Here is a 24,442-nt window from a genome sequence, read left to right on the forward strand (position 1 = left end):
GGGCTGAGCGCTGGCGGCGCCAGGGTCAGACCGGGTGTGCGGACTGGCCAACCACCTCCGATCAAGACCGTGTAGGAGCGGCGTCCCGCCGCGAGCCCTTCCTGTCAGGGTGCGATAGAAGCAAGAGCTCGCGGCGGGACGCCGCTCCTACCCAGGTCGGAGGACCGGTCCCACATCAACGAGCTAAATCGGGGTCGACCGTCCTGGTTGGAGCCGGACGTCAGATTTCCGAATGCCAGGAACGTGTCAAAGCTACGTTGGATCAGGCCAGAACCGCCAAGCTCCTACTCGTTCTCTTCTTCGCCCGTGCCGCCTTCTTCGCCCGGCTGCACATAGCCGCCACCCGGTCCCACGCGCACGTTTCGCGCCGGTACCACGGTGGAAATCGCGTGCTTGTAAACCATTTGACTGACGGTATTGCGCAGCAAAACGACGAACTGGTCGAAGGACTCGATGGTGCCCTGCAACTTGATGCCGTTGACCAGGTAGACCGAAACCGGCACACGCTCGCGCCGTAGTGCGTTCAGGAAAGGATCCTGCAAGGATTGTCCCTTGGACATGTCGTGCTCCCGCTTAATTGTTCTTATAGATGTGGGTGATTCTTATACCGATCCGGGTACGGCATCCGACTCCCCTGCCGTGCTCCGGGGCCTTGATGTTACACAACATCGGGCGCTTGGCTATAGGGCCCGTTAACGCTATTGGGGTGGGTCACGCCGCCCCTTGGGTTGCTTCCCAGCGCTCGCCAAGCGGCTGCGCGCGACTTGGACAGGCGGCCAGCCTGCCGCTGCGCCGCACACAACCACCTGGCAAGCGCTGGAAAGCAACGTGACCTACCCCAATAGCGTTAACAGGCCCTACCGGCTTCCCAGAAAGAGATGCAGCGCCTGGTCCAGCGCGTCCGCCTGGTTCGCGGGATCAAACCAGCGGGCGTCCCGCTCGCTCCGCAGCCACGTCAACTGCCGCTTCGCCAATTGGCGGGTGGCGAAGATGGCCCGGTCGCGAAACTCTTCGCGGGAAATCACCCCATCCAGGTACTCCCAGGCCTGCCGGTAGCCCACCGCACGGATGGCGGGCAAATCCAGCGGCTTGGGCACTGCCTGCAGTTCGGGCAAGGTGCGCAGCCGCTGCATTTCATCCAGGAACCCGGCCTCCAGCATGGCATCGAAGCGCTGTTCGATGCGGGCATGCAGCACGGCACGATCACGGGGCGACAGCACAAGTTTGAGTACCCGCAACGGTAGACGGTCGCGTTTGGGTTCGCGTTGCCAATGGCTGATGGGCTTGCCGCTGAGCCGGAATACTTCCAACGCACGCTGGATGCGTTGCGGATCGGTCGGCTTGATCTTGGCGCCGGCGGCTGGATCTATCGCGGCCAGTTCCGTGTGCAATGCGGGCCAGCCGCGCCGTTGTGCATCGGCGGCGATCGCGGCACGCAGGCCGGGGTCGGCTTCGGGCATGGGCGCCAGTCCCTCAAGCAATGCTTGGAAGTACAGACCGGTACCGCCGGCGAGTATGGGCAGCTTGCCCTGGCCAACGATGCCGGCGATCGCACGACGGGCGTCAGCGGAGAATTCCGCCGCCGAGTACGGCTGCCAGGGATGGCAGATGTCCATCATATGATGGCGCACCCGCGCCTGCATCGCGGCATCCGGCTTGGCCGCGCCGATATCCAGGCCGCGATAGACCAGCGCCGAATCGACGCTGACGATCTCACCATCGAATCGTTCGGCGATTTCCAGCGCGAAGGCAGTCTTGCCTGAGGCTGTGGGCCCCATGATGGCGATAGCAAGTGGGCGGGAATCAAGCATGGAAAGCGCTGCGGCGAGGAGCACGGAGAGCGGACAGCTTAGCTTGATAGGTGACCCATCCGGGTTGGGAGCGCAGAAGCGAACTCAACTGTGGGAGCGAAGTGAGTCCCGACATTGATGTTTCCGATCGCGACTCACCGGTGACGGCATGCCGTCACCACTCCCGCAGTGATATTTTCAGTCGTCGTCAGGCCAGCGAATGGTGGGCGCTGTGGAACCCACGCGTGGCATCGGTACTGCGGCTACAGCATTCCAGACTTTCAACGCGTCCACCGTGGCGGCTACATCGTGCACGCGCAGGATCTTCGCGCCACGCTGGGCCGCGATGAGATGCGCGGCGACGGAACCGGAAACCCGTTCTGCGGGGACATCGCGGCCAGTGATCTCGCCGATGCTGCGCTTGCGAGACAAACCCGCCAACACCGGTACGCCGAGTTCGGCGAAGCGTTCCAGCTGCGCGAGCAAGGTCAGGTTGTGCTGCGTGTTCTTGCCGAAGCCGAAACCCGGGTCGACGATGATGTTTTTCTTGGCGATACCCGACATCTCCGCCGCGAAGATTCGCTCCGCCAGGAAACGGTGTACGTCGCCGACGACATCATCGTAGTCCGGCGCCTCTTGCATGGAGCGCGGCTCGCCTTGCATATGCATCAGCACCACCGGTACGCCAAGCGCGGCGGCGGTATCCAGCGCGTCTTCGCGGCGCAACGCATAGACATCGTTGATCATGCCGGCACCCGCTTGCACTGCCGCGCGCATCACTTCCGGTTTGGAGGTATCGATGCTGATGGGCAGCGGTGTTTCCTTTGCTAAACGTTCGATCACTGTCACGACTCGGCGCAATTCTTCTTCCAACGGGACAGCCTCCGCACCGGGACGGGTGGACTCGCCTCCGATATCCAGCAGGTCGGCACCTTCGCTGGCCAGCTTCAGGCCGTGCGCCACCGCCGCTTCCAAGGTGTCGTGCGCACCGCCATCGGAGAAGGAATCGGGCGTGACATTGACGATGCCCATGACCCGCGGACGGTCGAGCTTCAGAATACGGCCGGCGCAATCGAGTTGAGGAGTGGTATCGAACATCTTCAGGCGCTTGCGGTTGGAGAGGAAATCATTATGTCTGACATGCCCTGGGCACTGTCACGAAGAGCGCTGCGCTCTTGTAGGAGCGGCGTCCCGCCGCGAGCTCTTCGGCTTCTATCGCGATCTGACAGCAAGAGCTCGCGGCGGGACGCCGCTCCTACGGAAACTCGATCATGACCGGGGTCGCTGGTCATGATCGAAGGAGAATCATCATCTCTTTTCGTTCTTGCCGGCATTGATCGCCAACCCGAAGGCGATGCCGATCGCAATGCCGATACCGATGCCCATCGCGATGTTACCCATTGCCGCACCCATGCCCGTGCCGATCGCGACGCCTAGCGCTATGCCCAGGCCAAGACCGGTTTTCCGCGCCGGTTTTCCACGCTCGTTCATTGGCGCCCACAAATAAAAAGGCCAGAGCGAACTCTGGCCTTTTTCGTTGATGGCAGCAAGCTGCGATCAGGTCTGTGCGGCGGGACCACCGATCGGCGGCAGCGGCCGCGATTCGGGTTTGTCGTTGGACTTGTTCCACCCCATCGGTGGCGGCGGATCGCGGCCGTCCATGATCGCGTCGATCTGCGGCACGTCGATGGTTTCGTACTCCAGCAACAATTTGGCCATCGAGTGCAGCTTGTCCAGGTTCTCGGTCAGTATCTTGGTCGTGCGTGCGTACGCCCTTTCCAGAATGCCGCGCACTACTTCGTCGATCTTGCGAGCGGTGTCGTCGGAGACGTTCTTATGCTGCGTGACCGAACGGCCCAGGAATACCTCGTCCTCTTCCTCGCCGTAGGCGATCGGACCAAGCTCGTCAGACAGGCCCCACTTGGTGACCATGTTGCGAGCCATCTTGGTGGCGCGTTCGATGTCATTGGAGGCACCGGTGGTGACCTTGTCGGCACCGAAGATCAGTTCCTCGGCAACGCGACCGCCGTACAGCGAACACAACTGCGATTCGATCGCGGTGCGGTTGTAGCTGTACTTGTCGCCCTCAGGAAGGTACATGGTCACGCCCAGCGCGCGGCCGCGCGGAATGATGGTGACCTTGTAGACCGGATCATGCTCGGGGACCAGGCGGCCAACGATGGCGTGCCCGGCCTCGTGATAGGCAGTCAGCGTCTTTTCGTCTTCGCTCATGGCCATCGAACGGCGCTCGGCACCCATCAGGATCTTGTCGCGGGCGCGGTCGAAGTGGTCCATGCGGACCTCCTTCTCATTGCTGCGCGCAGCGAACAGTGCCGCCTCGTTGGCGAGATTGGCCAGATCGGCGCCGCTGAAGCCTGGCGTACCGCGGGCGATGGTCATCGGCTCCACGTCGTCAGCCAAGGGCAGCTTGCGCATATGCACGCGCAGGATCTGCTCGCGGCCTTTCACGTCCGGAAGACCAACCACTACCTGGCGATCGAACCGGCCCGGGCGCAACAGCGCCGGATCCAGCACGTCCGGACGGTTGGTCGCCGCGATGACGATCACGCCTTCGCCGCCCTCAAAGCCGTCCATTTCCACCAGCAACTGGTTGAGGGTCTGCTCACGCTCATCGTGACCGCCACCCAGACCAGCCCCGCGGTGACGACCGACGGCATCGATTTCGTCGATGAAGATGATGCACGGCGCATGTTTCTTGGCCTGTTCGAACATGTCGCGCACGCGGCTGGCGCCGACGCCGACGAACATTTCAACAAAGTCGGAACCCGAAATGCTGAAGAACGGCACCTTGGCTTCGCCTGCGATGGCCTTGGCCAGCAGCGTCTTGCCGGTACCCGGCGGGCCTACCATCAGCACGCCACGGGGAATCTTGCCGCCCAGCCGCTGGAATTTGGAAGGATCGCGCAGGAATTCGACCAGTTCACCGACTTCTTCCTTGGCCTCGTCGCAGCCGGCGACGTCGGCGAAGGTGATCTTCACCTGGTCCTCGCCCTGCAGCTTGGCGCGCGACTTGCCGAAGCTCATGGCGCCCTTGGCGCCACCGCCACCGCCCTGCATCTGCCGCATGATGAATATCCAGAACCCGATGATCAGCAGCACCGGTAGGAAATTCAGCAGAATCACGCCCAGCGAGATGCCGCTTTCCGGCTTGTCTCGGGTGATCTGCACGTTCTTGCTGACCAGCACATCGACCAGCTTGTCGTCCTGCGGGCCATAGACGACACCGCTGGTACCGTCCTTGCGCTTGTAGTTGATCGCGTTGGTGACGAGATTGCTGTCGTTGGTGAATTGCACCGACGACACCCGCCCGCCATCGATCTCCTGCAGGAATTCTGAATAAGTGATCTCGCCGCCACCGGCAGCGCCGCCCAGACGGGGCGAAAAGCTCTGGAACACCACCATCAGCACGACGGCGACGACTACCCACAGCAGAAGATTCTTGGTCAAGTCGTTCATCCTCATTGACTCCGGTGTTCCCGTTTCATATTGCCCAGCAACATTAATTACATCTGGCTAAATTACTTCATCTGGACGCGTTTGCCTTGACCCAGCGCATAAACCTCCGGCGAACGCTTGCGCGAGGCATCCGGTTTTCGGATCACCACCCGGTCGTAACGGCGACGCAATTCACGCACGTAGTCGTCGAAACCGGTGCCCTGGAACAGCTTTATCAGGAATGCACCGTTGGGCTTCAAGTGCCGATCGGCGAAATCCATTGCCAATTCAGCCAGATGCATCGCCCGCGGCTGGTCCACCGCATCCACACCACTCTTATTGGGGGCCATATCCGACAGCACAAGGTCCACTTGCTGACCGTTCAACATGGCTTCCAGTTGAGATAGAACGTCATCATCCCTGAAATCCCCATGAAGGAAGTCCACTCCGGCCAAAGGTGGCATTTCCAGGATGTCCATGGCTACCACCCGACCCTTGTCTCCCAGGGCCTGCCGGGCGTACTGCGACCAGCCGCCGGGGGCAGCACCCAGATCTACCACCACCATGCCGGGTTTCAGCAGGCGGTCGCGCTCCAGCAGCTCTTCCAGCTTATAGGCCGCGCGCGAACGCATGCCCTCGGCCTGGGCCTTCTTCACGTATGGATCGGCGAAGTGTTCGCGGAGCCAGCGTTGGCTGCTTTTGCTACGGGTGGCCATGAGGTCTGGGTCTTCGCCGCGATGGCAGCGAGAGGCGGTGAAGCCGTTCGGATAAGGCGCCATGATACCCTGAACGCCCTTCCGGACCCGTACCGTAGCGCATGCCTCTCGTTTTGACCTCTGCACAGACCCGATTCCTGCGCGGCCACGCCCATGACCTGAAAGCGCTGTTGCAGATTGGCGGCAAAGGGCTGACGCCTTCGTTCGTGGCGGAACTGGACCTGGCGCTGGAGCACCACGAACTGGTCAAGGTGAAAGTGGCAGCCGAAGACCGTGAAACCCGCGATGCGGTGATCGCCGAGCTCACCGGGCAAACCGGCGCGGCGCTGGTGCAGCGTATCGGCCATACCGCCGTGCTGTATCGCCCCAGCAAGGACCACCGGCACATCGTGCTGCCCCGGGGCTAAGCTCTTCCTTACCTTTCCACCTTTGGGAAGGAGCAAACGACATGCAGCTGAACCACGAACTGCCCGATTACGCCTTTGCGCTCCGCGCCGCCGATGGCCACAGCGCCACAGTCAACGACCGCGTCCTGCGTTCCAGCTTCATCCTGTCACCTGACCAGTTGATCGAAGCTTGGCCACCGCGCGATAGCGGCGGGTTGGTGCCGGGCGACCTCGAACCCCTGCTGGCGATGCGACCGGAACTGATCCTGCTGGGCACCGGCGAACGCCAGGTGTTTCCTTCCACCGCCGTCATGGCCGCCTGCCTCACCCGCGGGATTGGCATCGAAGTGATGGCGAATGCTGCGGCCGCACGTACGTTCAACGTGCTGGCGGGAGAAAGCCGACGGGTGGTGGCAGGATTTTTGTTGGGATCCTCGCCGGACGAATGAAGCACTTGTGGGAGCGGCGACCGAAACATCAACGTCGCGACGCGTCGCTCCCGCAAGGACGGTGTTCAGGGCCTGATGCGCTCCAGCTTCACCCACACCCCGTAATGATCCGATGGCCAGGCGCCATCGCTATCCGCCTGATTCAGGATGATCCGCGCTTCAGCAACACGAAATGCATCTTTCTGGAAGAACACATGATCGATGCGCGTCGGAGGATGACCCAGGTGGGTGTTCAATGTGCTGTGTTCAGGGGCATTCACCGCTTGGTCCGGGTGCGCCCGCGCATAAGCGTCGCTGAATACGGCCGCCAGCGATTGCAGTTCTGGGGCGTCGGCTCGAATATTGAAATCCCCGGCCAACACAGAGAGCGCCTCGCCTCGGGTAGAACCTATGAACTCCAACAAGCTGCGCACCTGCCGGGCGCGGATATCGCCGCCGTCGGGTGCTGAGTGCAGATGCGTGACATAGAAATTCAATGGACGTCCGGCAATTTCGACACGCACCCAGCCAGCGTTGCGATAGTCATCAAGTGGAAGTAGTTTGAATTCCTGCGTGTGCTGCGGCGGAACCCGCGTGAGGATGGCATTGCCGTAGCGGCGGACCTGCTGCGGAGGATCCACTGAAAAGAAGCGATAGTGGTAGCCCAATTTTCCAGCGAGCACGGCGGCCTGGTTCGGCAGCGCCGCGTCTTGCAGTACTTCCTGCAGCAAAATCACATCGGGCGTCAGCGCCCGCAATTCGTGCACGATCATGTCCTGCCGTTTCGGCCAGTCCTGCTTGTCGTGCCACAGGTTCAGGCTGACAACGCTAAGCGACACCGTTTGGTCTGTTGCTGGTTCTGTCGAGACTTTGGCAGCCGGCGCGGACTGGCATGCCGACAACGCCAGCAAGGCTACCGATGCGATCCACAAGACGGCCAACGCTCCAGTGCCGCGCTTCAGTATGGGCGAGCCTTCCAACAAACGACGCTCAGCGCTTGGGCAAATATTGCTGCGGGTCCACCGGCTTGCCGTTGTAGCGAATCTCGAAGTGCAGCATCTCGCGGGATGCCCCACTGCTGCCCATTTCGGCGATCTGCTGGCCGGCCTTTACGTTTTGCCCTTCATTGACCAGCCGCTTGCGATTGTGGCCATACGCGGACAGCCAGGCTTCACTGTGCTTGACGATGATCAACTCGCCATAGCCGACCAATCCCGCGCCCGAATAGACCACCACGCCATCGGCAGCGGCGCGTACCGATTGGCCGCTGCTACCGGCAATATCGACGCCTTGCTTGGTGGCATCGTTAGCGACGAAGCGGCCGATCACGTGACCTTCGGCCGGCCAGCGCCAGGAGATGCCGCTATTGACGGGTGCCGGGGCGGGCGCGGGTGTGGCGGGCTTGGGCGCAGTAATAGGACGAGTTGGCGCCGGAGTAGCAGCAACGGGACGCGTTCCCGATGAAGCCGAGCCACTACCGGGGTACAGCTTGATGGTCTGCCCCGGATAGATGGTGTGAGGCGCGGGAATGCTGTTCCAACTGGCGAGATCGCTCAGGTTGATGCCATTGCGCGAAGCAATGCCATACAACGTGTCGCCACGTTGCACACGCACCGTAACGCCCGGCTTTGGCTGTGACGCCGTCGGTCGCGAAGCACCGGAAGAAGTCTGCCGCACTACGGTGGACGAACAAGCCACGAGTATCAGTGAGGCAACGCCTATGATCAGAAAACCAAGCCATTGCCCGTTGCGGATATTCGTGGTCATGCGTTTTTTCGTGTCCTCGGAATCATGGGCCCGCTGGCCGGTCAACCAGTGAAGCGCTGCAGAAGGCCATGGGCCGCTACTCCACCACCACCGATCAGCACGCCGAAATAAATGATCGTCCCGATATTGGAAAGATGCCCCAGCAACACCGCACCGCCGTCCCGCTGCATGAAGCCGATGGCATACAGCAGCAGCGCCAAGGCTGGCAGGGTGTTGCTGAATGGCACGAATCCGAACGGCGCCATCAACAAGAGTGCCGCGAGAATGAAAGCCAGGTTGTTGAGCATGTCGGGCACGCGCCCGTCGACGACGCCGCGCAACCGGTGCGGTCGACTGATCTTCTCCATGCGCCGCACCCACACCATGCCGGCGTTCAGGCCGGGGCGCAGCTTGCTGGCAGGCAGTTGCTTGTGCATGAGTTTGGACGGCAGCCATAGCGGCCGTTTCAGCAGCCGGCTTACGCCGATCAGCAAGATCGCCGCGCCGAACACCGTGCTGACTCCCGGAATCGAGACCGGGATGAGGAACACCAGCGTCAACAGGATCGTCAGCAGCAGCATGCCCTCTTCGCTGAAGGCGTCCAGCAGCTCACCCAGCGTCAATTTGTCTTCGGGAAGCCGCTCGATGATGCTGGCCAGTTGCTCTCCCACAGTAGCTGAGGAATTCGACGCGTCCGGAGAATGCTGATGCGGCATCGGGCTCAATCCAACGTGCCCGACAGCAAGGGAACGAACACCACCGGCGCCAACGTGGTTTCGGTTACCGAGCCATCCGCTTGCTTGCTCAGCATGATCAACGCCTGCGAAGCCGCACCACCCACGGGCGCAATGAGGTTGCCGCCGACCGCCAACTGCTCGACCAGCGCACTCACCAGCGCCGGCGCTGCGGCGGTCACCAGGATGCCGTCGTAGGGCGCATGTTCCGGCCAGCCGGCGCGACCGTCGTCATGCTTGCTGCGCACGTTCATGCCCAACTGACGCAAGCGCTTGCGTGCCTGGCGCAGCAGATCGCCAATGCGTTCGACCGTATAGACCTCCAACCCCAGTGCCGCCAGCACGGCGGCCTGATAACCGGACCCGGTGCCGATCTCCAGGACTTTCTTCGGGGAATTCAGCAACAGCGCCTCGGTCATGCGCGCAACCACCCACGGCTGTGAAATGGTCTGGCTGTGACCGATGGGCAGCGCGGTGTCTTCGTAGGCGCGAGTCGCAAGTGCCTCGTCGACGAACAGGTGGCGCGGAACGGTGCGGATGGCATTGAGCACTCGCTCATCGCGAATACCCGCACCGTTGGAAGTACCATCGCGGAGGCGTTCGACCAGACGGTCCCGGACGCGTTGCGATGTCATGCCCACACCGGCAGCTTCCGGCTGCAGACGCAGCCGCGGCGTCATGCCGAAACCTCCAGCGCCGCGCTCAGGCCATCCACCCAGCTGGCCACTTTTTCCAGCGCTTGGTAGCGGGTCAGATCCACGTGGATAGGCGTGATGGAGATGTTGCCGGTGCGCACGGCATGGAAATCGGTGCCGGGGCCTGCGTCTTGTTCCGGGCCGGCGGGACCGATCCAGTAAACGGTGCGGCCGCGCGGATCCGACTGCGGAACGCAAGGCTCGGAGCGATGGCGGTTACCCAGCCGGGTCACTTCGAAGCCGGCGACGTCAGACCAAGCCAGGTCTGGCACATTGACGTTCAAGATGGTGTCGGCCGGCAGAGGATCGGCCTTCAGCCGCGCCACGATCTCGACGGCGGCTCGCGCGGCGGTCTGGAAGTGCTTGGGGTCGTGGTTGTGTGTCACCAACGACATCGCCACCGCGGGCAGACCGAGGAAGCGCCCCTCCATCGCCGCGGACACGGTGCCGGAATAAATCACGTCATCGCCCAGGTTGGCCGAATTATTGATACCGGACACCACGATATCGGGTTCGAACTCCAGCATGCCGGTCAGCGCCAGGTGCACGCAGTCGGTGGGCGTGCCGGCAATGCTGCAGGTGTACTGGTCGATCCGCTTCAGCCGGATCGGCAGATCCAGCGTCAGCGAATTGCTGGCGCCAGAACGGTCGCGGTCCGGAGCGACCACGAACACTTCATGGCCGGCGGCTCGCAGGCCTTCTGCCAAGATTCGGATGCCGGGGGCGTCGACGCCATCGTCGTTGCTGACCAATACGCGCATGGGGTTCCTCGAAAACCGCCCCATGATACCGGAAGCGCCCGATTCATTTCTGCGCGTTTGGGCTGTTCGGCTTCATTCCTGCGCTTGCGTCACACTGCGATGCCGCTACGCTGTCCCCATGGCCAAATCCCGTGGCGACAAAGACGAAAACGAAGATCAGGACGACGCAGCGCTGTTTCGTTCTGCCATAGGCAACGTCAAGCATTTGGGCGATGTTCCCGCGCCACCGGCGAAGCCGCGCCCGAAGCCCGCCGCGCGCATGGCCGAACAGGATGAACGCGATGCACGCAGCGAATTCCAACGCGGATTGGATGAGATGGCATTGCTGGAAGCGGGCGACGTATTGAGCTACCGCCGGGAGAACGTGCCTGCACGGGTGTTCCAGCGACTCAAACGCGGCCAGTTCTCGGTGCAGGACGAACTGGACCTGCATGGCGCGACCGCTCTACAGGCGGAATCACTAATTCGGCGATTCCTGGCCGAAGCGCACGATCATGAGTTCGGCTGCGTGCGGATCATCCATGGCAAAGGACAACGTTCCGACCGCGAAGCGCCGGTGCTTAAGAACCTGGTGGACCGGATCTTGCGCCAGCGCGCGGATGTGCTGGCGTTCCACTCCGCTCCGCCAACGCAGGGCGGAACAGGAGCGGCGGTGGTGTTGCTTGCTAGGCGAAATTAAGCGCGGCGAGGTTGCAAACGAAACAAAACGTCCTTGCCCTCTCTGGAGAGGGCTACGGAGCAGCCTGCCGGATCCGCGTTACTTCTTTTCTGACGTCTTTGGCGGATTCACCCAAGTCAGATGAATGCCGCGACGCTTGGCGATGCGCTCGACATAAGCGATGTAGAGCTGATCGCTGGTCGGTTCAGGCAGGTTTTGCGGGTCGGAAGCTGGCGCTCCGGTCGAAGTCATTTCCTGGGTCCCTGCACAGGCGCCCAGCAACATGACGGCGAACGAGATGGCAGCGATGCGAAGCGATGCTTTCATGACGATCTCTCCGTAGTATCTCGCGTTGGTCTAGCGACGCTCGGCACCCCGGAACGCTGAATTGCCAAGCTCGCAACTTGGCTTATACGCCGGCCATCGCCGCCTACCAGTGCCCTTATGTGCTTTCCGACGAACGGTGCTGGACGCCGCCGCAATCGGTGGTAGGGCCCAGCTCGTGCAGCACGGCGGTGGCGTAGCTGCCCGGCGGCAGGACGAAACTCAGGCGGAGGGTCGCAGGATCCTGCCATTCCCATTGCAGTGCTTCCGGCCGCAAGCGCAGCGCGCGCCGTTCCTGCTTTAAACCGGCTTGCTCAAGGCCGCCGCGGATAGCCAGCGCGTCGCTATCCGACAATGCGTCCAACTCGATCTGCGCCGCACGATCCTGGCTGCGCAACTCACCCGCGCCCCACAGCGGACCGGATGGGTGAATGTCGAACGACGCCAAACGCTCGGCCAGAGCGTCGTTCCAAGGCTCCGGTCCGAACACACTGCGGCTGCCATTCAACGCCCAGACTTCGCCCTCCAATCCGCTGTCCCAGCTGTCATCCGCCAGCCGCGCCGCCAACACCCGATTGAACAATTCCGAACGTGCCGCCGACAACAAGATGGAACGTTGATCGCGATGTACGCGCTGCCCGCCGAACATGGCGATGGCGGCACGGACGTTGCCGCCATCGCGGCCGAAGCGCTGTTCGCCGAACCAATTGGGCAGGCCCCGCGCGGCTATCTGCGCCAGACGCTCTTCGATGGCGACCCGGCTTCCGTCAACCTGCCTGAGCACCAGTTCAAACCGATTGCCGGCCAAGGCGCCGCGCGGCAGCTTGCGGTTGTGCCACGTCGCTTCCAGCACCTGGAGATCGTCCGACTGCAATGTCGCCACGTCGGGCGCCACCCGCTTGGGCAGATGCACGCTGAAGCGCTGGCGAGTCACGGCATGGCGGTCTTTCAGTCCGGCATAACCGATCGCATGTTCCGGCAGATGCGCCCATGCGGCGATGCGCTTGGCAGCGAAGGCCGTATTCATGCCTCTTTTTTCGACCGTCAGCAGCAGGTGTTCGCCCTCGCCCGTCGGCTCGAAGCCGGCGATTTCCTCAACCAGGAAATCCTCGGGGGTGGTGCGGATATCGGCCTTCAGGACCGGATCGCCGAAGGCCCGCGGCAGCGCGTCGCTCATGCCTGCACCAGCAAGACGATCGCTTGTGCCGCGATGCCTTCCCCGCGTCCGGTGAAGCCGAGTTTTTCGCTGGTGGTCGCTTTCACGCTGACATCGCCGGCAGCAATGCCCATGTCTTCGGCCAGTAGCGCCCGCATTGCTTCTGCATGCGCGCCGACCTTGGGACGTTCGCAAATGACGGTAATGTCGGCATTGCCCACCCGCCAGCCACCGTTGGCAATCAGCAGTTCACGGCAATGGCGCAGGAACTGGCGGCTGTCGGCGCCTTTCCACTGCGGATCGGACGGCGGGAAATGCTTGCCGATGTCGCCCAGCGCCAGTGCGCCCAGCATCGCATCGCACAGCGCATGGATGACGACATCGCCATCGCTATGCGCCAACACGCCGCGATCGTGCGGCACGCGAACGCCGCCGAGAACGATGTGGTCGCCGTCGCCGAAGGCATGAACATCGAAGCCCTGGCCAATGCGGATGTTGAGGGAACTTGGCATAGCGAAATATCCGGTAGGAGCCGAAACAATGTAGGAGCGGTCTTCGGCTGCAAGCTCTCGCGAGAGCGAAAGATAGAGCCTTAGTCGTTGTGTACGTGACGGTCAGGTGTTTGCTGTCAGTTTGACCGCAAACACCTGCAAACCATCGGGCGAAGGCGTCGCTGGGCCGGCGTGCTCTTGCTCTCCCCATCCCGGGTTAAGCCAATCGTTGTGCACGACTGAGCCAACAATACTCCGCAGATCGACTTGTTGTACTTCACGTGCGAAAGGCAAGCGGCCATGCGAGGACGAAACCAGGCTGAAGCGCAATTGTCGTGCCTGATGATCGTGCCAACAGTAGAAAATCATCTCAGGCAGCCTACGATCCGACAATGCGGTACGCCTGAGGTGGATGATTTCGTCCACGAACCGCATCGTAGTGTCGGTATCGACTCTCTCAAGCTGGTCTTCCCGTGGCGAGAAAACCCACATATTTTCCCGCGCTTCCCGGTTGATATCAGCATCGTCGACGACGATGTCATCGCCCCTGGCCAATTGAAGCCATTCGTGCGCGAGGGCGTCCTCGAATCTCATCACCCGCTCTTTCGCTGGGACAACTCGAATTCGAACCGCACCAGGTCCGCGCGGGTAGTGACCTTGAAGTTGTCCTCGGAACCTTCGACCAGCAAGGGCCGCAAGCCCAGCCGCTCCATCGCCATTGATTCATCGGTGCATTCGATGCCAGCCGCATCGGCAGCTTCCAGCGCACGCGACAATTGCAGGCGTCGAAACAGTTGCGGTGTGAACGCACGCCATAGTCGCGAACGGGGTTCGGTTCCATCGATGCCGCCATCGTCGCCGGCACGCTTGAGCGTGTCGCGCACGGGAGCGGCCAGAATCGCGCCTACCGGATCGTTGCGGCCGCGTTCGAGCAGTTGCTCCAGATCGGCAGCGGAAAGATTGGGGCGGGCGGCGTCATGCACCAACACAAAATCATCGGAACGCACGGTGTCCGGCAGCGCCTTCAAACCGGCCAGAACCGATTGCGCGCGCGTGGCGCCTCCCATGCATGTCAACACCGGCTTGCCCGCGTAATGCGACCAGCCCGGCCAATCAGTGTCGTTTTCCGAGATCGCCACTACCGCACCCTCCACCGTCGGATGCGCCAACAACGCGGACAACGCATACGCGATCAGCGGCTGGCCATCGACATGCAGATACTGCTTGGGAGTTTCGCCACCGAAGCGCAGCCCCCGTCCGGCCGCTGGAATCACTACCCATATGGGCATCAGTGCGTCTCCGCCTCGGATTCAGAAGCATTTTCGTCAGTGGGCGGCGGCGTGGACGAGACGGGCTCGACCACGCGGTAGAACTTCTCACCAGGCTTGATCATCCCCAACTCGCTGCGCGCGCGTTCTTCCACCGCCGCTTCGCCGGACTTAAGGTCCTCGACTTCCGCGGCCAGTGCGTCGTTGCGCTCCTGCAAGCCGGCGTTCTCGCGCTTCTGGTGGGCGACCTGATTCTCCAACGCGACCACCTGGCCCGAGCTGGCGGCACCGAACCAGAACCGGTACTGCAGCCATCCCAGCAGCAGTACCAGCACCAGCAGTACCCAGCGGAGTCCCCGCACGGCTAGGACCTGTTAACGCTTCAGCGATACGAAGGCCTGGCGGCCGGCGTACTGAGCCGCGCTACCCAACGCCTCTTCGATACGCAGCAACTGGTTGTACTTGGCCACGCGGTCGCTGCGGCACAGCGAGCCGGTCTTGATCTGCGTTGCTGTCGTCGCCACCGCGATGTCGGCGATGGTGGTGTCTTCTGTCTCGCCGGAACGATGCGAAACGACCGCCGCGTAGTTGGCGCGATGAGCCATGGCGATGGCTTCCAACGTCTCGCTGAGCGTACCGATCTGGTTGACCTTGATCAGGATGGCGTTGGCGGTGCCGGACTCGATGCCTTCCTTGAAGATCTTGGGATTAGTGACGAACAGGTCGTCGCCGACCAGCTGGATCTTGTGGCCGATACGCTCGGTCAGCAGCTTCCAGCCGGCCCAGTCGTCCTCGGCCAAGCCGTCTTCGATGGTGATGATGGGGTACTGCGCGGACCAGTCGGCGAGGAAATCGACGAACTGCTCGCTGGTCAGGCGCTTGCCCTCGCCCACCAAGTGGTACTTGCCATTGTCGTAGAACTCGCTGGAGGCCACATCGAGACCCAGCAGGACGTCTTCGCCCGCGGTGTAGCCGGCCTTGCCGATGGCTTCCAGAATCGTGTCCAGCGCTTCCACATTGCTGCGGAAGTCCGGCGCGAAGCCGCCTTCGTCGCCGACCGCCGTGCTCAAACCATGACCCTTGAGCACTGACTTCAGCGAATGGAATATCTCGGTACCGGCGCGCAGCGATTCGGCGAACGAGTCGAATCCGACCGGCAGCACCATGAACTCCTGGAAGTCCACGTTGTTGTCGGCATGCGCACCGCCGTTGATGATGTTCATCATCGGTACCGGCAGCGTGACCTTGCCGGTGGCCAGGTGCTGCCACAGCGGCAGCTTGCGGGAGGCGGCCACCGCATGCGCATTGGCCAGGGAAACGCCCAGCAGCGCGTTCGCGCCCAGCCGGCCTTTGTTCTCGGTGCCGTCCAGATCGATCAACCGGCGATCCAGCCCTTCCTGGTCGTTGGCGTCGAAGTCCTTCAGCGCATTGGCGATGGGGCCGTTGACGTTGGCGACGGCGTTGCGCACGCCCTTGCCCAGGTAGCGGGTCTTGTCGCCATCGCGCAGTTCCACCGCTTCCTTGGCACCGGTGGAGGCGCCCGACGGCACCATGGCGCGACCGAAAGAGCCGTCTCCCAGCGTGACCTCGGCTTCGAGGGTGGGATTGCCGCGGCTGTCGAGGATTTCACGGGCGTGGATCTTGGCGATGTTGGTCATGGTTGTTGGTCGGCGCTAGCGTTTGGAGGGGAAGAGGAATTCGACTTTGCGGAGTTCGTCTTGCGTGTACTCGCTGTCATCCAGCTTAAACGAGCCCTTGATGGGAGCAATATCATCGCCGGCCATCGAAGGCCGGTTCGCGAAAATGAGGTAATCCCCGCCTTCTTCGAGGTGGACACCGGAGCAGTTCTGGACTGCGCTCTGCAATAGGACATGCTCAGGTACGGTGCCCTTCAGGACGCGCAACACCGAGAAGTCTGCAGGGTGTGTCGGGGGTAAGAATGCCACATTGAGGGGCGGGTTCCCGCTGCTGATGGCCTCCATGAGCTTTGTGTCTTCCGGGCTCATGCGACGGATGCGTTCAACATGGGCGATGAAAACTAAGTCCGACGCAATGGCCAGTTCGGCCGTCGTTGGCCATTGCTTCCCTGGGATGCTGCAGGCCATTGCACTACCACTGGTCATCATCGAAGCCATCAGAAGAACTGTGGGCCCGAATCGCCTCACGTTGGCAGGCTCCATGAAAAGAGTACGCGCAAAGCGCTGCTATCCCGCGCGCGTTCCATCAGACCGTACTCTCCAAGAACCCATTCTTCTTGGTGATCGAATCCAGCGCCAGCAGGGTTTCCAGCAGCGCTTCCATCTTGTCCAACGGCCACGCGTTGGGGCCATCGGACAGCGCCTTGGACGGATCCGGGTGGGTTTCGGCGAACAAGCCCGCCACGCCCACGGCCACCGCCGCGCGCGCCAGCACGGGCACGAACTCGCGCTGGCCACCGGAACTGGTGCCCTGACCGCCCGGCAACTGCACCGAATGCGTGGCATCGAACACCACCGGGCACTCAGTCTCGCGCATCACGCTGAGGCTGCGCATGTCACTGACCAGATTGTTGTAGCCGAAGCTGGCGCCACGCTCGCAGACCATGATCGCCTGGTTGCCTGTGGACTTGGCCTTCTCCACCACCGGCTTCATGTCCCAAGGGGACAGGAACTGGCCCTTCTTGATATTGACCGGCTTGCCTGCCGCGCAGACCTTCTTGATGAAGTCGGTCTGCCGCACCAGGAAGGCCGGCGTCTGCAGCACATCCACAACTGCCGCGACTTCATCCATCGGCGTGTATTCGTGCACATCGGTCAGCACCGGCACGCCGATCTGCTTCTTCACCTCGGCCAGCACCTTCAGGCCCTCTTCCATGCCGGGACCGCGGAAACTGGTACCGGACGTGCGGTTGGCCTTGTCGAAGCTGGATTTGAAGATGAAGTTCATCCCCAGCTTGCCGGTGATCTCCTTCAAGCGACCCGCGACGTCGAGCTGCAACTGCATCGACTCGATCACACAGGGACCGGCGATCAGGAACAAGGGCTGGTCCAGACCAACTTCGAATCCGCAGAGTTTCATTGAGACTCCAACTGGTAGTGCCCCTCTCCCTCCGGGAGAGGGGTTGGGGTGAGGGTACGGGGAAGTCCGGATGGGGCAGGCGTCATGTCGCCGCCGGACCCTCTTCCGCCCCTTCGGGGCACGTCGCTTCGCGCCCCAGCCCTACGCAGCGCGCAGGGCGTTCAGGCGCGCACGAGCCGATGGCTCGTAAGCGGCGTGCCTTCACCCCGAAGGGAGAAAGGAATTGCGTGGGTTTAGTCACGCCCGCGCTTCCTTCAACAGCTTGCCGCCGGCTTTCTTTTCGCGCGCGGCGCGGATGAAGCCAACGAACAATGGATGGCCGTCGCGCGGGGTGGACAGGAACTCCGGATGTGCCTGGCAGGCCAGGAACCACGGATGCTGACTACGTGGCAGTTCGACCATCTCCACCAGCAGGTCGTCCATCGACTTGGCGGAAATCACCAGGCCGGCGTCTTCCAGTTGAGTGCGGTAGCGGTTGTTGAATTCGTAACGGTGGCGGTGGCGTTCGGACACCACGTCCTTGCCGTACAGCTCGCGCGCCAATGCGCCGGGTTTCAGACGCGCTTCCTGCAAACCCAGCCGCATGGTGCCGCCCAGGTCGGATTTCTCGTCGCGCTTTTCGACGTCGCCGCTGGCGGTGCGCCATTCCGTGATCAGGCCGATGACCGGGTGCGGGGATTGCTTGTCGTTCTCGGTGCTATTGGCGCCGGTCAGGCCAGCCACGTGCCGGGCATAGTCGACCACGGCCGCCTGCATGCCGTAGCAGATGCCGAAATACGGCACATGATGTTCACGCGCGAATTGCGAAGTAAGCACCTTGCCTTCGAAGCCGCGGTCACCGAACCCGCCCGGCACCAGAATGCCATCCACGCCCTGCAACACGGACATGTCGGTGCCTTCCAGCTCCTGCGCTTCGATCCACTTCAGGTTGACGCGCGTGCGCTGGCGCAGGCCGCCGTGCTTCAGCGCCTCACCGACGGACTTGTAGGCATCCTGATGGTCGACATACTTGCCGACGACGGCGATGGTCACTTCGTCCAGAGGATTGAGCGTGGCATCGACGGCGGCTTCCCACTCGGAAAGATTCGCCGGCTTGGTCACTTCCAGGCGCAGCTGGCGGATGGCGATGTCGTCCAGCCCTTGGTCGTGCAGGCTCAACGGAATCTTGTACAGCACGTCCACGTCGGGGACGCTGATGACGGCGCGCTCGGGCACGTTGGTGAACAGCGAAATCTTGCGGCGTTCCGAATCGGGAATGACCTGCTCGGAACGGCACAGCAGCACATCGGGCTGGATACCGATGGAACGCAGTTCCTTGACCGAGTGCTGCGTGGGCTTGGTCTTCAGCTCTCCGGCAGCAGCGACATACGGCACCAGCGTCAGGTGCATGAACAGCGCTTTCTCCGGGCCGCGCTCGGTGCGGATCTGGCGGATGGCTTCCAGGAACGGCAGCGACTCGATGTCACCCACCGTGCCGCCGATTTCCACCAACGCCACGTCGAAGCCTTCGGTGGCTTCGTCGATGCAGCGGCGGATCTCGTCAGTGATGTGCGGGATCACCTGCACGGTGGCGCCGAGATAGTCGCCGCGACGCTCCTTGCGGATGACGTTCTCGTAGATGCGACCGGTGGTGATCGAATTCTTGCGCGATAGCCGCGTGCGGACGAAGCGTTCGTAGTGGCCCAGATCCAGATCGGTTTCGGCGCCGTCGTCGGTGACGTACACCTCGCCGTGCTGGAACGGGCTCATGGTGCCCGGGTCCACATTGATGTAGGGGTCCAGCTTCATCATCGTGACCCTCAGGCCACGTGCTTCCAGGATGGACGCAAGCGAAGCGGCGGCAATGCCCTTGCCTAGCGAGGACACGACGCCGCCGGTAACGAAAATGAGGGGAGTCATTTGGCAGGGCTCCGGAAAGCCATAGTCTACCGGCACGGCCGGGTTTCTCAAAGCGCGACGCCCCGCCTAAGCGGGGCGCCAACGGTTGCCGCGTCGGCTCGGAGGCCTTGTGCGGCAAAGGATTCAGCAGAAGATGAAGGCCTGAATCAAGGCTTGCGTTCTTCTTCCTCTTCCTGCGGTCCGGACTTCTTGCCCTCTTCGCCCTGCTTCTTGGCGCGCGCCGCGGCCGCGGCTTCGTTGGCTGCCCGGCGCTTGGCTTTCATGTCGGCTTCGGAGTCGTCGGACTGCGACTTCTGATCGCTGCCTTGAGCTCCGGCGCCGGTGCGCGACTGGGCAAAGCTCGCCGTCGCGGCAAGCGCGGCAGCAATCGCGGTGGTGAGCAGTAGGATGTTTCGCAGTTTCATTCGGCATTCTCCGGTGACGCGGAATCTCAGCTGGGCAGACGCGGCCCGTCTAAAGTTTGATGACTTTAGCCCTCTCCGCCCAACTTGCCGGTGAACGTGCAAAAAACGCCGCCAAGCCGCACACTTCCGCGCCGACCGCCGCCCCGCATGCTCGTCAGGCCGGAAGCCGCATATTTCCAGTGATCCGAGAAACGAAACAGACCCTATGAGTAGCCGCTACAACGCCGCCGATATCGAAGTCCTCTCTGGCCTGGACCCGGTCAAGCGCCGCCCTGGCATGTACACCGACACCACGCGCCCCAACCATCTGGCGCAGGAAGTGATCGACAACGCCGTGGACGAAGCCTTGGCCGGCCATGCCCGCGAGATCGAGGTGACGTTGTTCAAGGATGGCAGCTGCGAAGTGAGCGACGACGGCCGCGGCATGCCGGTGGATATCCATCCGGAAGAGAAGATTCCAGGCGTCGAACTGATCCTCACCCGCCTGCACGCCGGCGGCAAGTTCAACAATCGCAACTACACCTTCAGCGGCGGCTTGCATGGCGTCGGCGTCAGCGTGGTCAACGCGCTGTCGAAGAAGGTGGAACTCTTCATCAAGCGAGACGGCAACGAATACCGCATGGAGTTCCGTGACGGCAATGCGGCGTCCAAGCTGGAAACGGTCGGCACGGTAGGCAAGAAGAACACCGGCACCCGCCTGCGCTTCTGGGCCGACCCGAAATATTTCGATACACCTAAATTCAATGTGCGCGCCCTGCGCCACTTGCTGCGTGCCAAGGCAGTGCTCTGCCCCGGCTTGAATGTCAGCCTGTTGGACGAAGCTACCGGCGAGCGCGATTCGTGGCGTTATGAGGATGGTCTGCGCGATTACCTGAAGGGCGAAATGCAGGGACGCGAACTGCTGCCGCCCGAGTTGTTCGTCGGCCACGTTAAGAAGGACATGGAGATCGTCGATTGGGCGGTCGCCTGGGTCCCGGAAGGCGAGCTGGTGCAGGAGAGCTACGTCAATCTGATTCCCACCGCTCAGCACGGTACCCACGTCAATGGTTTGCGCAGCGGCCTGACCGATGCGTTGCGCGAGTTCTGCGACTTCCGCAATCTGCTGCCGCGTGGCGTCAAGCTGGCGCCGGAAGATGTCTGGGACCGCGTGGCGTTCGTGTTGTCGCTGAAGCTGACCGATCCGCAATTCAGCGGTCAGACGAAGGAACGCCTGAGCTCGCGCCAAGCGGCCGGCTTCATCGAAGGGGCCGCGCACGACGCGTTTTCATTGTGGTTGAACCAGCACGTCGAAACCGGCGAGAAGATCGCGCAGATCGCGATCGATCGCGCCAGCGCACGCCTGAAGACGGAAAAGCAGATCGTCCGCAAGAAAGTCACCCAGGGCCCCGCCCTGCCCGGCAAGCTGGCCGACTGCATCAGCCAGGATCTTTCGCGCACGGAGCTGTTCCTGGTGGAAGGCGACTCCGCTGGCGGCAGCGCCAAGCAAGCGCGCGACAAGGATTTCCAGGCCATTCTCCCGCTGCGCGGCAAGATCCTGAACACCTGGGAAGTCGCTTCTACCGGTGTGCTGGCATCGACCGAAGTGCACGACCTGGCAGTAGCCATCGGCTGCGACCCCGGCAAGGACGACATCACCGGCCTGCGCTACGGCAAGGTCATCATCCTGGCCGACGCCGACTCCGATGGCCTGCATATTGCCACCTTGCTCACGGCGCTGTTCCTGCGCCACTTTCCCGCGCTGGTGGACGCCGGCCACGTTTTCGTCGCCATGCCGCCGCTGTTCCGCGTGGACGTGGGCAAGCAGGTGTTCTACGCGCTGGATGAGGAAGAGAAGCGCGTGCTGCTGGACAAGATCGAGCGCGAGAAGATCCGCGGCGCGGTGAATGTCACCCGCTTCAAAGGCCTGGGCGAAATGAACGCGCCACAGCTGCGCGAGTCCACCATCCACCCTGACACGCGGCGATTAGTGCAGTTGACGGTAGACGACGTCGCTGAAACGCGATCGTTGATGGATATGTTGCTGGCTAAGAAGCGAGCGGGAGATCGGAAGACTTGGTTGGAGAACAAGGGTGATCTGGCTTCCTTGGAAGTCTGATTGGCTCGTAGGATGGATCAGCGCAGCGACACCCATCAATCCATCCGGCAGATGGGTGTCGCTGCGCTCGACCCATCCTACAAATCCTCTGGGCGCAGGGATTCTTTGCTGACGTGACGGAATAGGTAGACGTACTGCCACAGCAGTCCCCACCGGATTTCCGGTGTGGGTGCAGGTTCAATCCCTGCCGTCGGCGACCCGGGTCATGGGATAGGCCAATTAGGCAACGCCCTGTCACAGCCCGTTCAACGAATCATTCACCAGCCCGATGCGATAAACGGTGCCCGCGCTACCGCGTTGGGAGAACGGATGCAGGATCATCCCTATACCTTCGGCATCGAAGAAGAGTATTTCCTGATCCGCCGCAATGCGCGGCGGCTTCGGCACATGCCGCGGGCTTTTTTTGACGAATGCGTGCAGACGCTCGGCGAACGGTTCGGCAGCGAAATGCTGCAGACGCAGGTGGAAGTGCAGACCACGGTTCACCACTCGCCCACCGAGGCGCTGGCTGACCTCACCGAAATGCGCGCCAGGCTGGGCGAAATCGCGGGGCGGCACGGCTTGGCCATCATCGCTGCCGGTACTCATCCCTTGGGATTCTGGCGCGGCCAGCGCAGCACCGACAAGCCGCATTACGACCAGGTCATGGACGAATTGCAGATGCTTGGGCAGCGCAACCTGCTGTGCGGCTTGCATGTTCATGTGCAACCTGCACGACAAGAATCACGCATCAGCCTGCTTAGCCGATTGCAGCCATTCCTGCCATTGTTGCTGGCACTCAGTACGTCCTCTCCGTTCTGGATGGGCCATCCCACCGGCCTGATGGGTTACCGGCAAACGGCCTACCAGGAAATCCCGCGCTCGGGACTTCCACCACTTTTCCAGACCGAGCGCGAATACGACGAGTACGTGCAACGCCTTACCCAGGGTGGCGCGATCAAGAACGCGAGTTTCCTGTGGTGGGCCTTGCGCCCGTCGCTGGCATTTCCCACCATGGAACTTCGCGTCACCGACTGCTGCACCGATCTACGCGACGCGCTTGCTATCGCGCAGCTGTTCCGCTGCCTGGTCCGGCATCTCGAACACCATCCCGATCTGCACCGCTCGTTGGATGCCGGAGGTCAAGCGGTGATCGACGAGAACCTGTGGCGCGCGCAGCGCTATGGGTTCGATGCCGGCCTGATCGATCTATCCAGCAACCGCCTGGTATCGGTACGGGAAACACTGCACAGCACCTTGGATGCGCTGGTGGATGACATCCAGGCGCTGGAATGCGGGCCGCAGATCGAACGGCTGTGGACCATCATGGCCGAAGGCAGTAGCGCACATCGGCAACTGGCGCTCTACCGCGAACAGCGCACGTTGGGACGGAACCGCACCGAGGCATTGCAGGCGGTGGTCGATTGGCTGGCGGAGGCAAGCGTCAGAGCCTGAACTCCGGGCAGAGGCGGCACATAGGCTTCGCTGTAGCGCGCGCTGTGCGCACGGACGCCTCCGCACATTCCGTCAAGGTGCGTCCAGCGCACGCTACATCTTCCCAACAAAGATCACGACAACGCCGGCCATCACGCCAACCGGTGCGTCGACTTCGGTCATTGCAGCGTAAGCTCCAGCAACCGACGGATCAGCGCCTGCGTTTTTTCCGCACGCTCCGGCACGTACTCGAAACTGTCTTCGTCCATGTAATTCAGCTGCGCCAACTCCAACTGCACGGTTTCCACGCCTGCGGCGACATCGCTGTAATGGCGAGTGATATAGCCACCTCGAAAACGGCCATCCACAACGAAGCTGAAGTCGGTCTGCGTTTCCAGCGCTTGCACCAAGCGTTGTCGCAATGCCGGAGAACAGCTGGCGCCGCCAGCCGTACCCAGGTTGAAATCGGGCAACCGTCCTTCGAACAGGAACGGCACCACGCTGCGAATGGAATGCCCTTCCCATAGCACCATGCGTCCATGCGCCGCACGAATGCGGGCGATCTCCTCGGCCAGCGCCTGATGATAAGGACGCCAGTAGCGATCGACGCGCGCGGTGATCTCTTCCGGTGTTGGCTGCTGCCCATCGAGATACACCGACTCACCGGTGAACTGCACGATGGGGCACAGGCCGGTGGTGTTCTGTCCGGGATAAAGCGAAACATCGTCTTCCGGTCGATTCAGATCGACGACGTAGCGGGAATACTGCGGCACCAGAATCGACGCGCCCAAGGCGCGCGCGAAATCGTAAAGCCGTGCGACATGCCAATCGGTATCCGGTACGCGCTTGGCGGTTTCGGTGAATCGAACTGCCATGTCATCCGGCAATGTCGTGCCGTTGTGCGGCAGACTGATCAGCAGCGGCGCGGAGCCGCGATGCAGAGTGAAGATATCCATCCGAGTATT

Annotated in this window: 27 protein-coding genes, 1 tRNA gene and 1 pseudogene; 6 read left to right on the plus strand and 23 right to left on the minus strand. The window is 62.2% G+C overall.

Annotated features, from left to right (window positions below; translation table 11 throughout):
• Positions 1 to 284 precede the first annotated feature (284 nt).
• The 6 genes from hfq to rlmE form a co-directional block, all read right to left on the minus strand.
• On the minus strand, positions 285 to 560 hold the full coding sequence (hfq, locus tag AADW18_RS08540) for an RNA chaperone Hfq (RefSeq protein ID WP_337342948.1): 276 nt from the start codon (positions 558 to 560) through the stop codon (positions 285 to 287).
• A gap of 297 nt (positions 561 to 857) precedes the next feature.
• Positions 858 to 1,811 (minus strand): tRNA (adenosine(37)-N6)-dimethylallyltransferase MiaA, encoded by a 954-nt coding sequence (miaA, locus tag AADW18_RS08545; protein ID WP_337342949.1) that lies wholly within the window; start codon positions 1,809 to 1,811, stop codon positions 858 to 860.
• Positions 1,812 to 1,988: 177 nt separating this feature from the next.
• Positions 1,989 to 2,888 (minus strand): dihydropteroate synthase, encoded by a 900-nt coding sequence (folP, locus tag AADW18_RS08550; RefSeq protein WP_337342950.1) that lies wholly within the window; start codon positions 2,886 to 2,888, stop codon positions 1,989 to 1,991.
• A 210-nt stretch (positions 2,889 to 3,098) separates the two neighbouring features.
• Complete coding sequence (locus AADW18_RS08555) at positions 3,099 to 3,281, minus strand: hypothetical protein (protein ID WP_337342951.1); 183 nt, start codon at positions 3,279 to 3,281, stop codon at positions 3,099 to 3,101.
• A 66-nt stretch (positions 3,282 to 3,347) separates the two neighbouring features.
• Positions 3,348 to 5,267: an ATP-dependent zinc metalloprotease FtsH gene (gene ftsH / locus AADW18_RS08560; protein WP_337342952.1), complete on the minus strand. Its 1,920-nt coding sequence runs from the start codon at positions 5,265 to 5,267 to the stop codon at positions 3,348 to 3,350.
• 62 nt (positions 5,268 to 5,329) lie between these two features.
• Positions 5,330 to 5,962 carry a 23S rRNA (uridine(2552)-2'-O)-methyltransferase RlmE gene (gene rlmE, locus AADW18_RS08565; RefSeq protein ID WP_337342953.1) on the minus strand — a complete coding sequence of 211 codons (633 nt, stop codon included), beginning with the start codon at positions 5,960 to 5,962 and terminating at the stop codon, positions 5,330 to 5,332.
• Between the two features lie 101 nt (positions 5,963 to 6,063).
• On the opposite strand from rlmE, the gene yhbY reads away from it, so the two are divergent.
• Both yhbY and AADW18_RS08575 read left to right on the plus strand, forming a co-directional pair.
• Entirely contained in the window at positions 6,064 to 6,369 is a 306-nt protein-coding gene (yhbY, locus tag AADW18_RS08570; RefSeq protein WP_337342954.1) for a ribosome assembly RNA-binding protein YhbY, read from the plus strand.
• A 41-nt stretch (positions 6,370 to 6,410) separates the two neighbouring features.
• Positions 6,411 to 6,797, plus strand: coding sequence for an Mth938-like domain-containing protein (locus AADW18_RS08575; RefSeq protein ID WP_337342955.1), 387 nt, complete (start codon positions 6,411 to 6,413; stop codon positions 6,795 to 6,797).
• Between the two features lie 65 nt (positions 6,798 to 6,862).
• On the opposite strand, the gene AADW18_RS08580 is transcribed toward AADW18_RS08575, so the two are convergent.
• From AADW18_RS08580 to surE, 5 genes are all read right to left on the minus strand, one after another.
• Complete coding sequence (locus AADW18_RS08580; RefSeq protein ID WP_337342956.1) at positions 6,863 to 7,687, minus strand: endonuclease/exonuclease/phosphatase family protein; 825 nt, start codon at positions 7,685 to 7,687, stop codon at positions 6,863 to 6,865.
• 79 nt (positions 7,688 to 7,766) lie between these two features.
• The gene (locus tag AADW18_RS08585) at positions 7,767 to 8,543 is read right to left on the minus strand and encodes a peptidoglycan DD-metalloendopeptidase family protein (RefSeq protein ID WP_337342957.1); all 777 of its coding nucleotides are present in this window, start codon (positions 8,541 to 8,543) and stop codon (positions 7,767 to 7,769) included.
• Between the two features lie 41 nt (positions 8,544 to 8,584).
• Positions 8,585 to 9,238, minus strand: a complete 654-nt coding sequence (locus tag AADW18_RS08590) for an exopolysaccharide biosynthesis protein (RefSeq protein WP_337342958.1) — start codon at positions 9,236 to 9,238, stop codon at positions 8,585 to 8,587.
• 5 nt (positions 9,239 to 9,243) lie between these two features.
• Positions 9,244 to 9,936 (minus strand): protein-L-isoaspartate(D-aspartate) O-methyltransferase, encoded by a 693-nt coding sequence (locus AADW18_RS08595; protein ID WP_337342959.1) that lies wholly within the window; start codon positions 9,934 to 9,936, stop codon positions 9,244 to 9,246.
• Positions 9,933 to 10,712 carry a 5'/3'-nucleotidase SurE gene (surE, locus tag AADW18_RS08600; protein ID WP_337342960.1) on the minus strand — a complete coding sequence of 260 codons (780 nt, stop codon included), beginning with the start codon at positions 10,710 to 10,712 and terminating at the stop codon, positions 9,933 to 9,935. Before surE ends, AADW18_RS08595 begins: the two co-directional genes overlap by 4 nt.
• A 118-nt stretch (positions 10,713 to 10,830) precedes the next feature.
• On the opposite strand from surE, the gene AADW18_RS08605 reads away from it, so the two are divergent.
• Positions 10,831 to 11,391 (plus strand): Smr/MutS family protein, encoded by a 561-nt coding sequence (locus AADW18_RS08605; protein WP_337342961.1) that lies wholly within the window; start codon positions 10,831 to 10,833, stop codon positions 11,389 to 11,391.
• Positions 11,392 to 11,469: 78 nt separating this feature from the next.
• On the opposite strand, the gene AADW18_RS08610 is transcribed toward AADW18_RS08605, so the two are convergent.
• From AADW18_RS08610 to AADW18_RS08660, 11 genes and pseudogenes are all read right to left on the minus strand, one after another.
• Positions 11,470 to 11,697 (minus strand): hypothetical protein, encoded by a 228-nt coding sequence (locus AADW18_RS08610; protein WP_337342962.1) that lies wholly within the window; start codon positions 11,695 to 11,697, stop codon positions 11,470 to 11,472.
• A gap of 115 nt (positions 11,698 to 11,812) precedes the next feature.
• Complete coding sequence (truD, locus tag AADW18_RS08615; RefSeq protein WP_337342963.1) at positions 11,813 to 12,871, minus strand: tRNA pseudouridine(13) synthase TruD; 1,059 nt, start codon at positions 12,869 to 12,871, stop codon at positions 11,813 to 11,815.
• Entirely contained in the window at positions 12,868 to 13,362 is a 495-nt protein-coding gene (ispF, locus tag AADW18_RS08620; RefSeq protein ID WP_337342964.1) for a 2-C-methyl-D-erythritol 2,4-cyclodiphosphate synthase, read from the minus strand. The genes truD and ispF overlap by 4 nt, the downstream gene beginning before the upstream one ends.
• 102 nt (positions 13,363 to 13,464) lie before the next feature.
• Entirely contained in the window at positions 13,465 to 13,935 is a 471-nt protein-coding gene (locus AADW18_RS08625; RefSeq protein ID WP_337342965.1) for a hypothetical protein, read from the minus strand.
• Complete coding sequence (gene ispD, locus AADW18_RS08630; RefSeq protein ID WP_337342966.1) at positions 13,935 to 14,630, minus strand: 2-C-methyl-D-erythritol 4-phosphate cytidylyltransferase; 696 nt, start codon at positions 14,628 to 14,630, stop codon at positions 13,935 to 13,937. The genes AADW18_RS08625 and ispD overlap by 1 nt, the downstream gene beginning before the upstream one ends.
• Before the next feature lie 29 nt (positions 14,631 to 14,659).
• Positions 14,660 to 14,971: pseudogene (gene ftsB / locus AADW18_RS08635) on the minus strand (cell division protein FtsB); the annotation flags it as partial.
• A 12-nt stretch (positions 14,972 to 14,983) separates the two neighbouring features.
• Complete coding sequence (eno, locus tag AADW18_RS08640; protein ID WP_337342967.1) at positions 14,984 to 16,267, minus strand: phosphopyruvate hydratase; 1,284 nt, start codon at positions 16,265 to 16,267, stop codon at positions 14,984 to 14,986.
• A 15-nt stretch (positions 16,268 to 16,282) separates the two neighbouring features.
• Entirely contained in the window at positions 16,283 to 16,744 is a 462-nt protein-coding gene (locus tag AADW18_RS08645) for a hypothetical protein (protein ID WP_337342968.1), read from the minus strand.
• Positions 16,745 to 16,832: 88 nt separating this feature from the next.
• The gene (kdsA, locus tag AADW18_RS08650; protein WP_337342969.1) at positions 16,833 to 17,666 is read right to left on the minus strand and encodes a 3-deoxy-8-phosphooctulonate synthase; all 834 of its coding nucleotides are present in this window, start codon (positions 17,664 to 17,666) and stop codon (positions 16,833 to 16,835) included.
• A 237-nt stretch (positions 17,667 to 17,903) separates the two neighbouring features.
• Positions 17,904 to 19,565, minus strand: a complete 1,662-nt coding sequence (locus AADW18_RS08655; protein ID WP_337342970.1) for a CTP synthase — start codon at positions 19,563 to 19,565, stop codon at positions 17,904 to 17,906.
• Between the two features lie 146 nt (positions 19,566 to 19,711).
• Entirely contained in the window at positions 19,712 to 19,969 is a 258-nt protein-coding gene (locus AADW18_RS08660; protein WP_337342971.1) for a hypothetical protein, read from the minus strand.
• A gap of 205 nt (positions 19,970 to 20,174) precedes the next feature.
• Between AADW18_RS08660 and parE the strand changes: the two genes are divergently transcribed.
• From parE to AADW18_RS08675, 3 genes are all read left to right on the plus strand, one after another.
• Positions 20,175 to 22,064, plus strand: a complete 1,890-nt coding sequence (parE, locus tag AADW18_RS08665; RefSeq protein ID WP_337342972.1) for a DNA topoisomerase IV subunit B — start codon at positions 20,175 to 20,177, stop codon at positions 22,062 to 22,064.
• Positions 22,065 to 22,171: 107 nt separating this feature from the next.
• Positions 22,172 to 22,260, plus strand: a tRNA-OTHER gene (locus AADW18_RS08670).
• 113 nt (positions 22,261 to 22,373) lie between these two features.
• Positions 22,374 to 23,498, plus strand: a complete 1,125-nt coding sequence (locus AADW18_RS08675) for a carboxylate-amine ligase (RefSeq protein ID WP_337342973.1) — start codon at positions 22,374 to 22,376, stop codon at positions 23,496 to 23,498.
• Between the two features lie 158 nt (positions 23,499 to 23,656).
• On the opposite strand, the gene hutG is transcribed toward AADW18_RS08675, so the two are convergent.
• Entirely contained in the window at positions 23,657 to 24,433 is a 777-nt protein-coding gene (hutG, locus tag AADW18_RS08680; RefSeq protein ID WP_337342974.1) for an N-formylglutamate deformylase, read from the minus strand.
• Positions 24,434 to 24,442: the final 9 nt, after the last annotated feature.

It is taken from the genome of Pseudoxanthomonas sp. CCNWLY206-1 (assembly GCF_039710385.1).
Lineage (GTDB): Bacteria > Pseudomonadota > Gammaproteobacteria > Xanthomonadales > Xanthomonadaceae > Pseudoxanthomonas_A.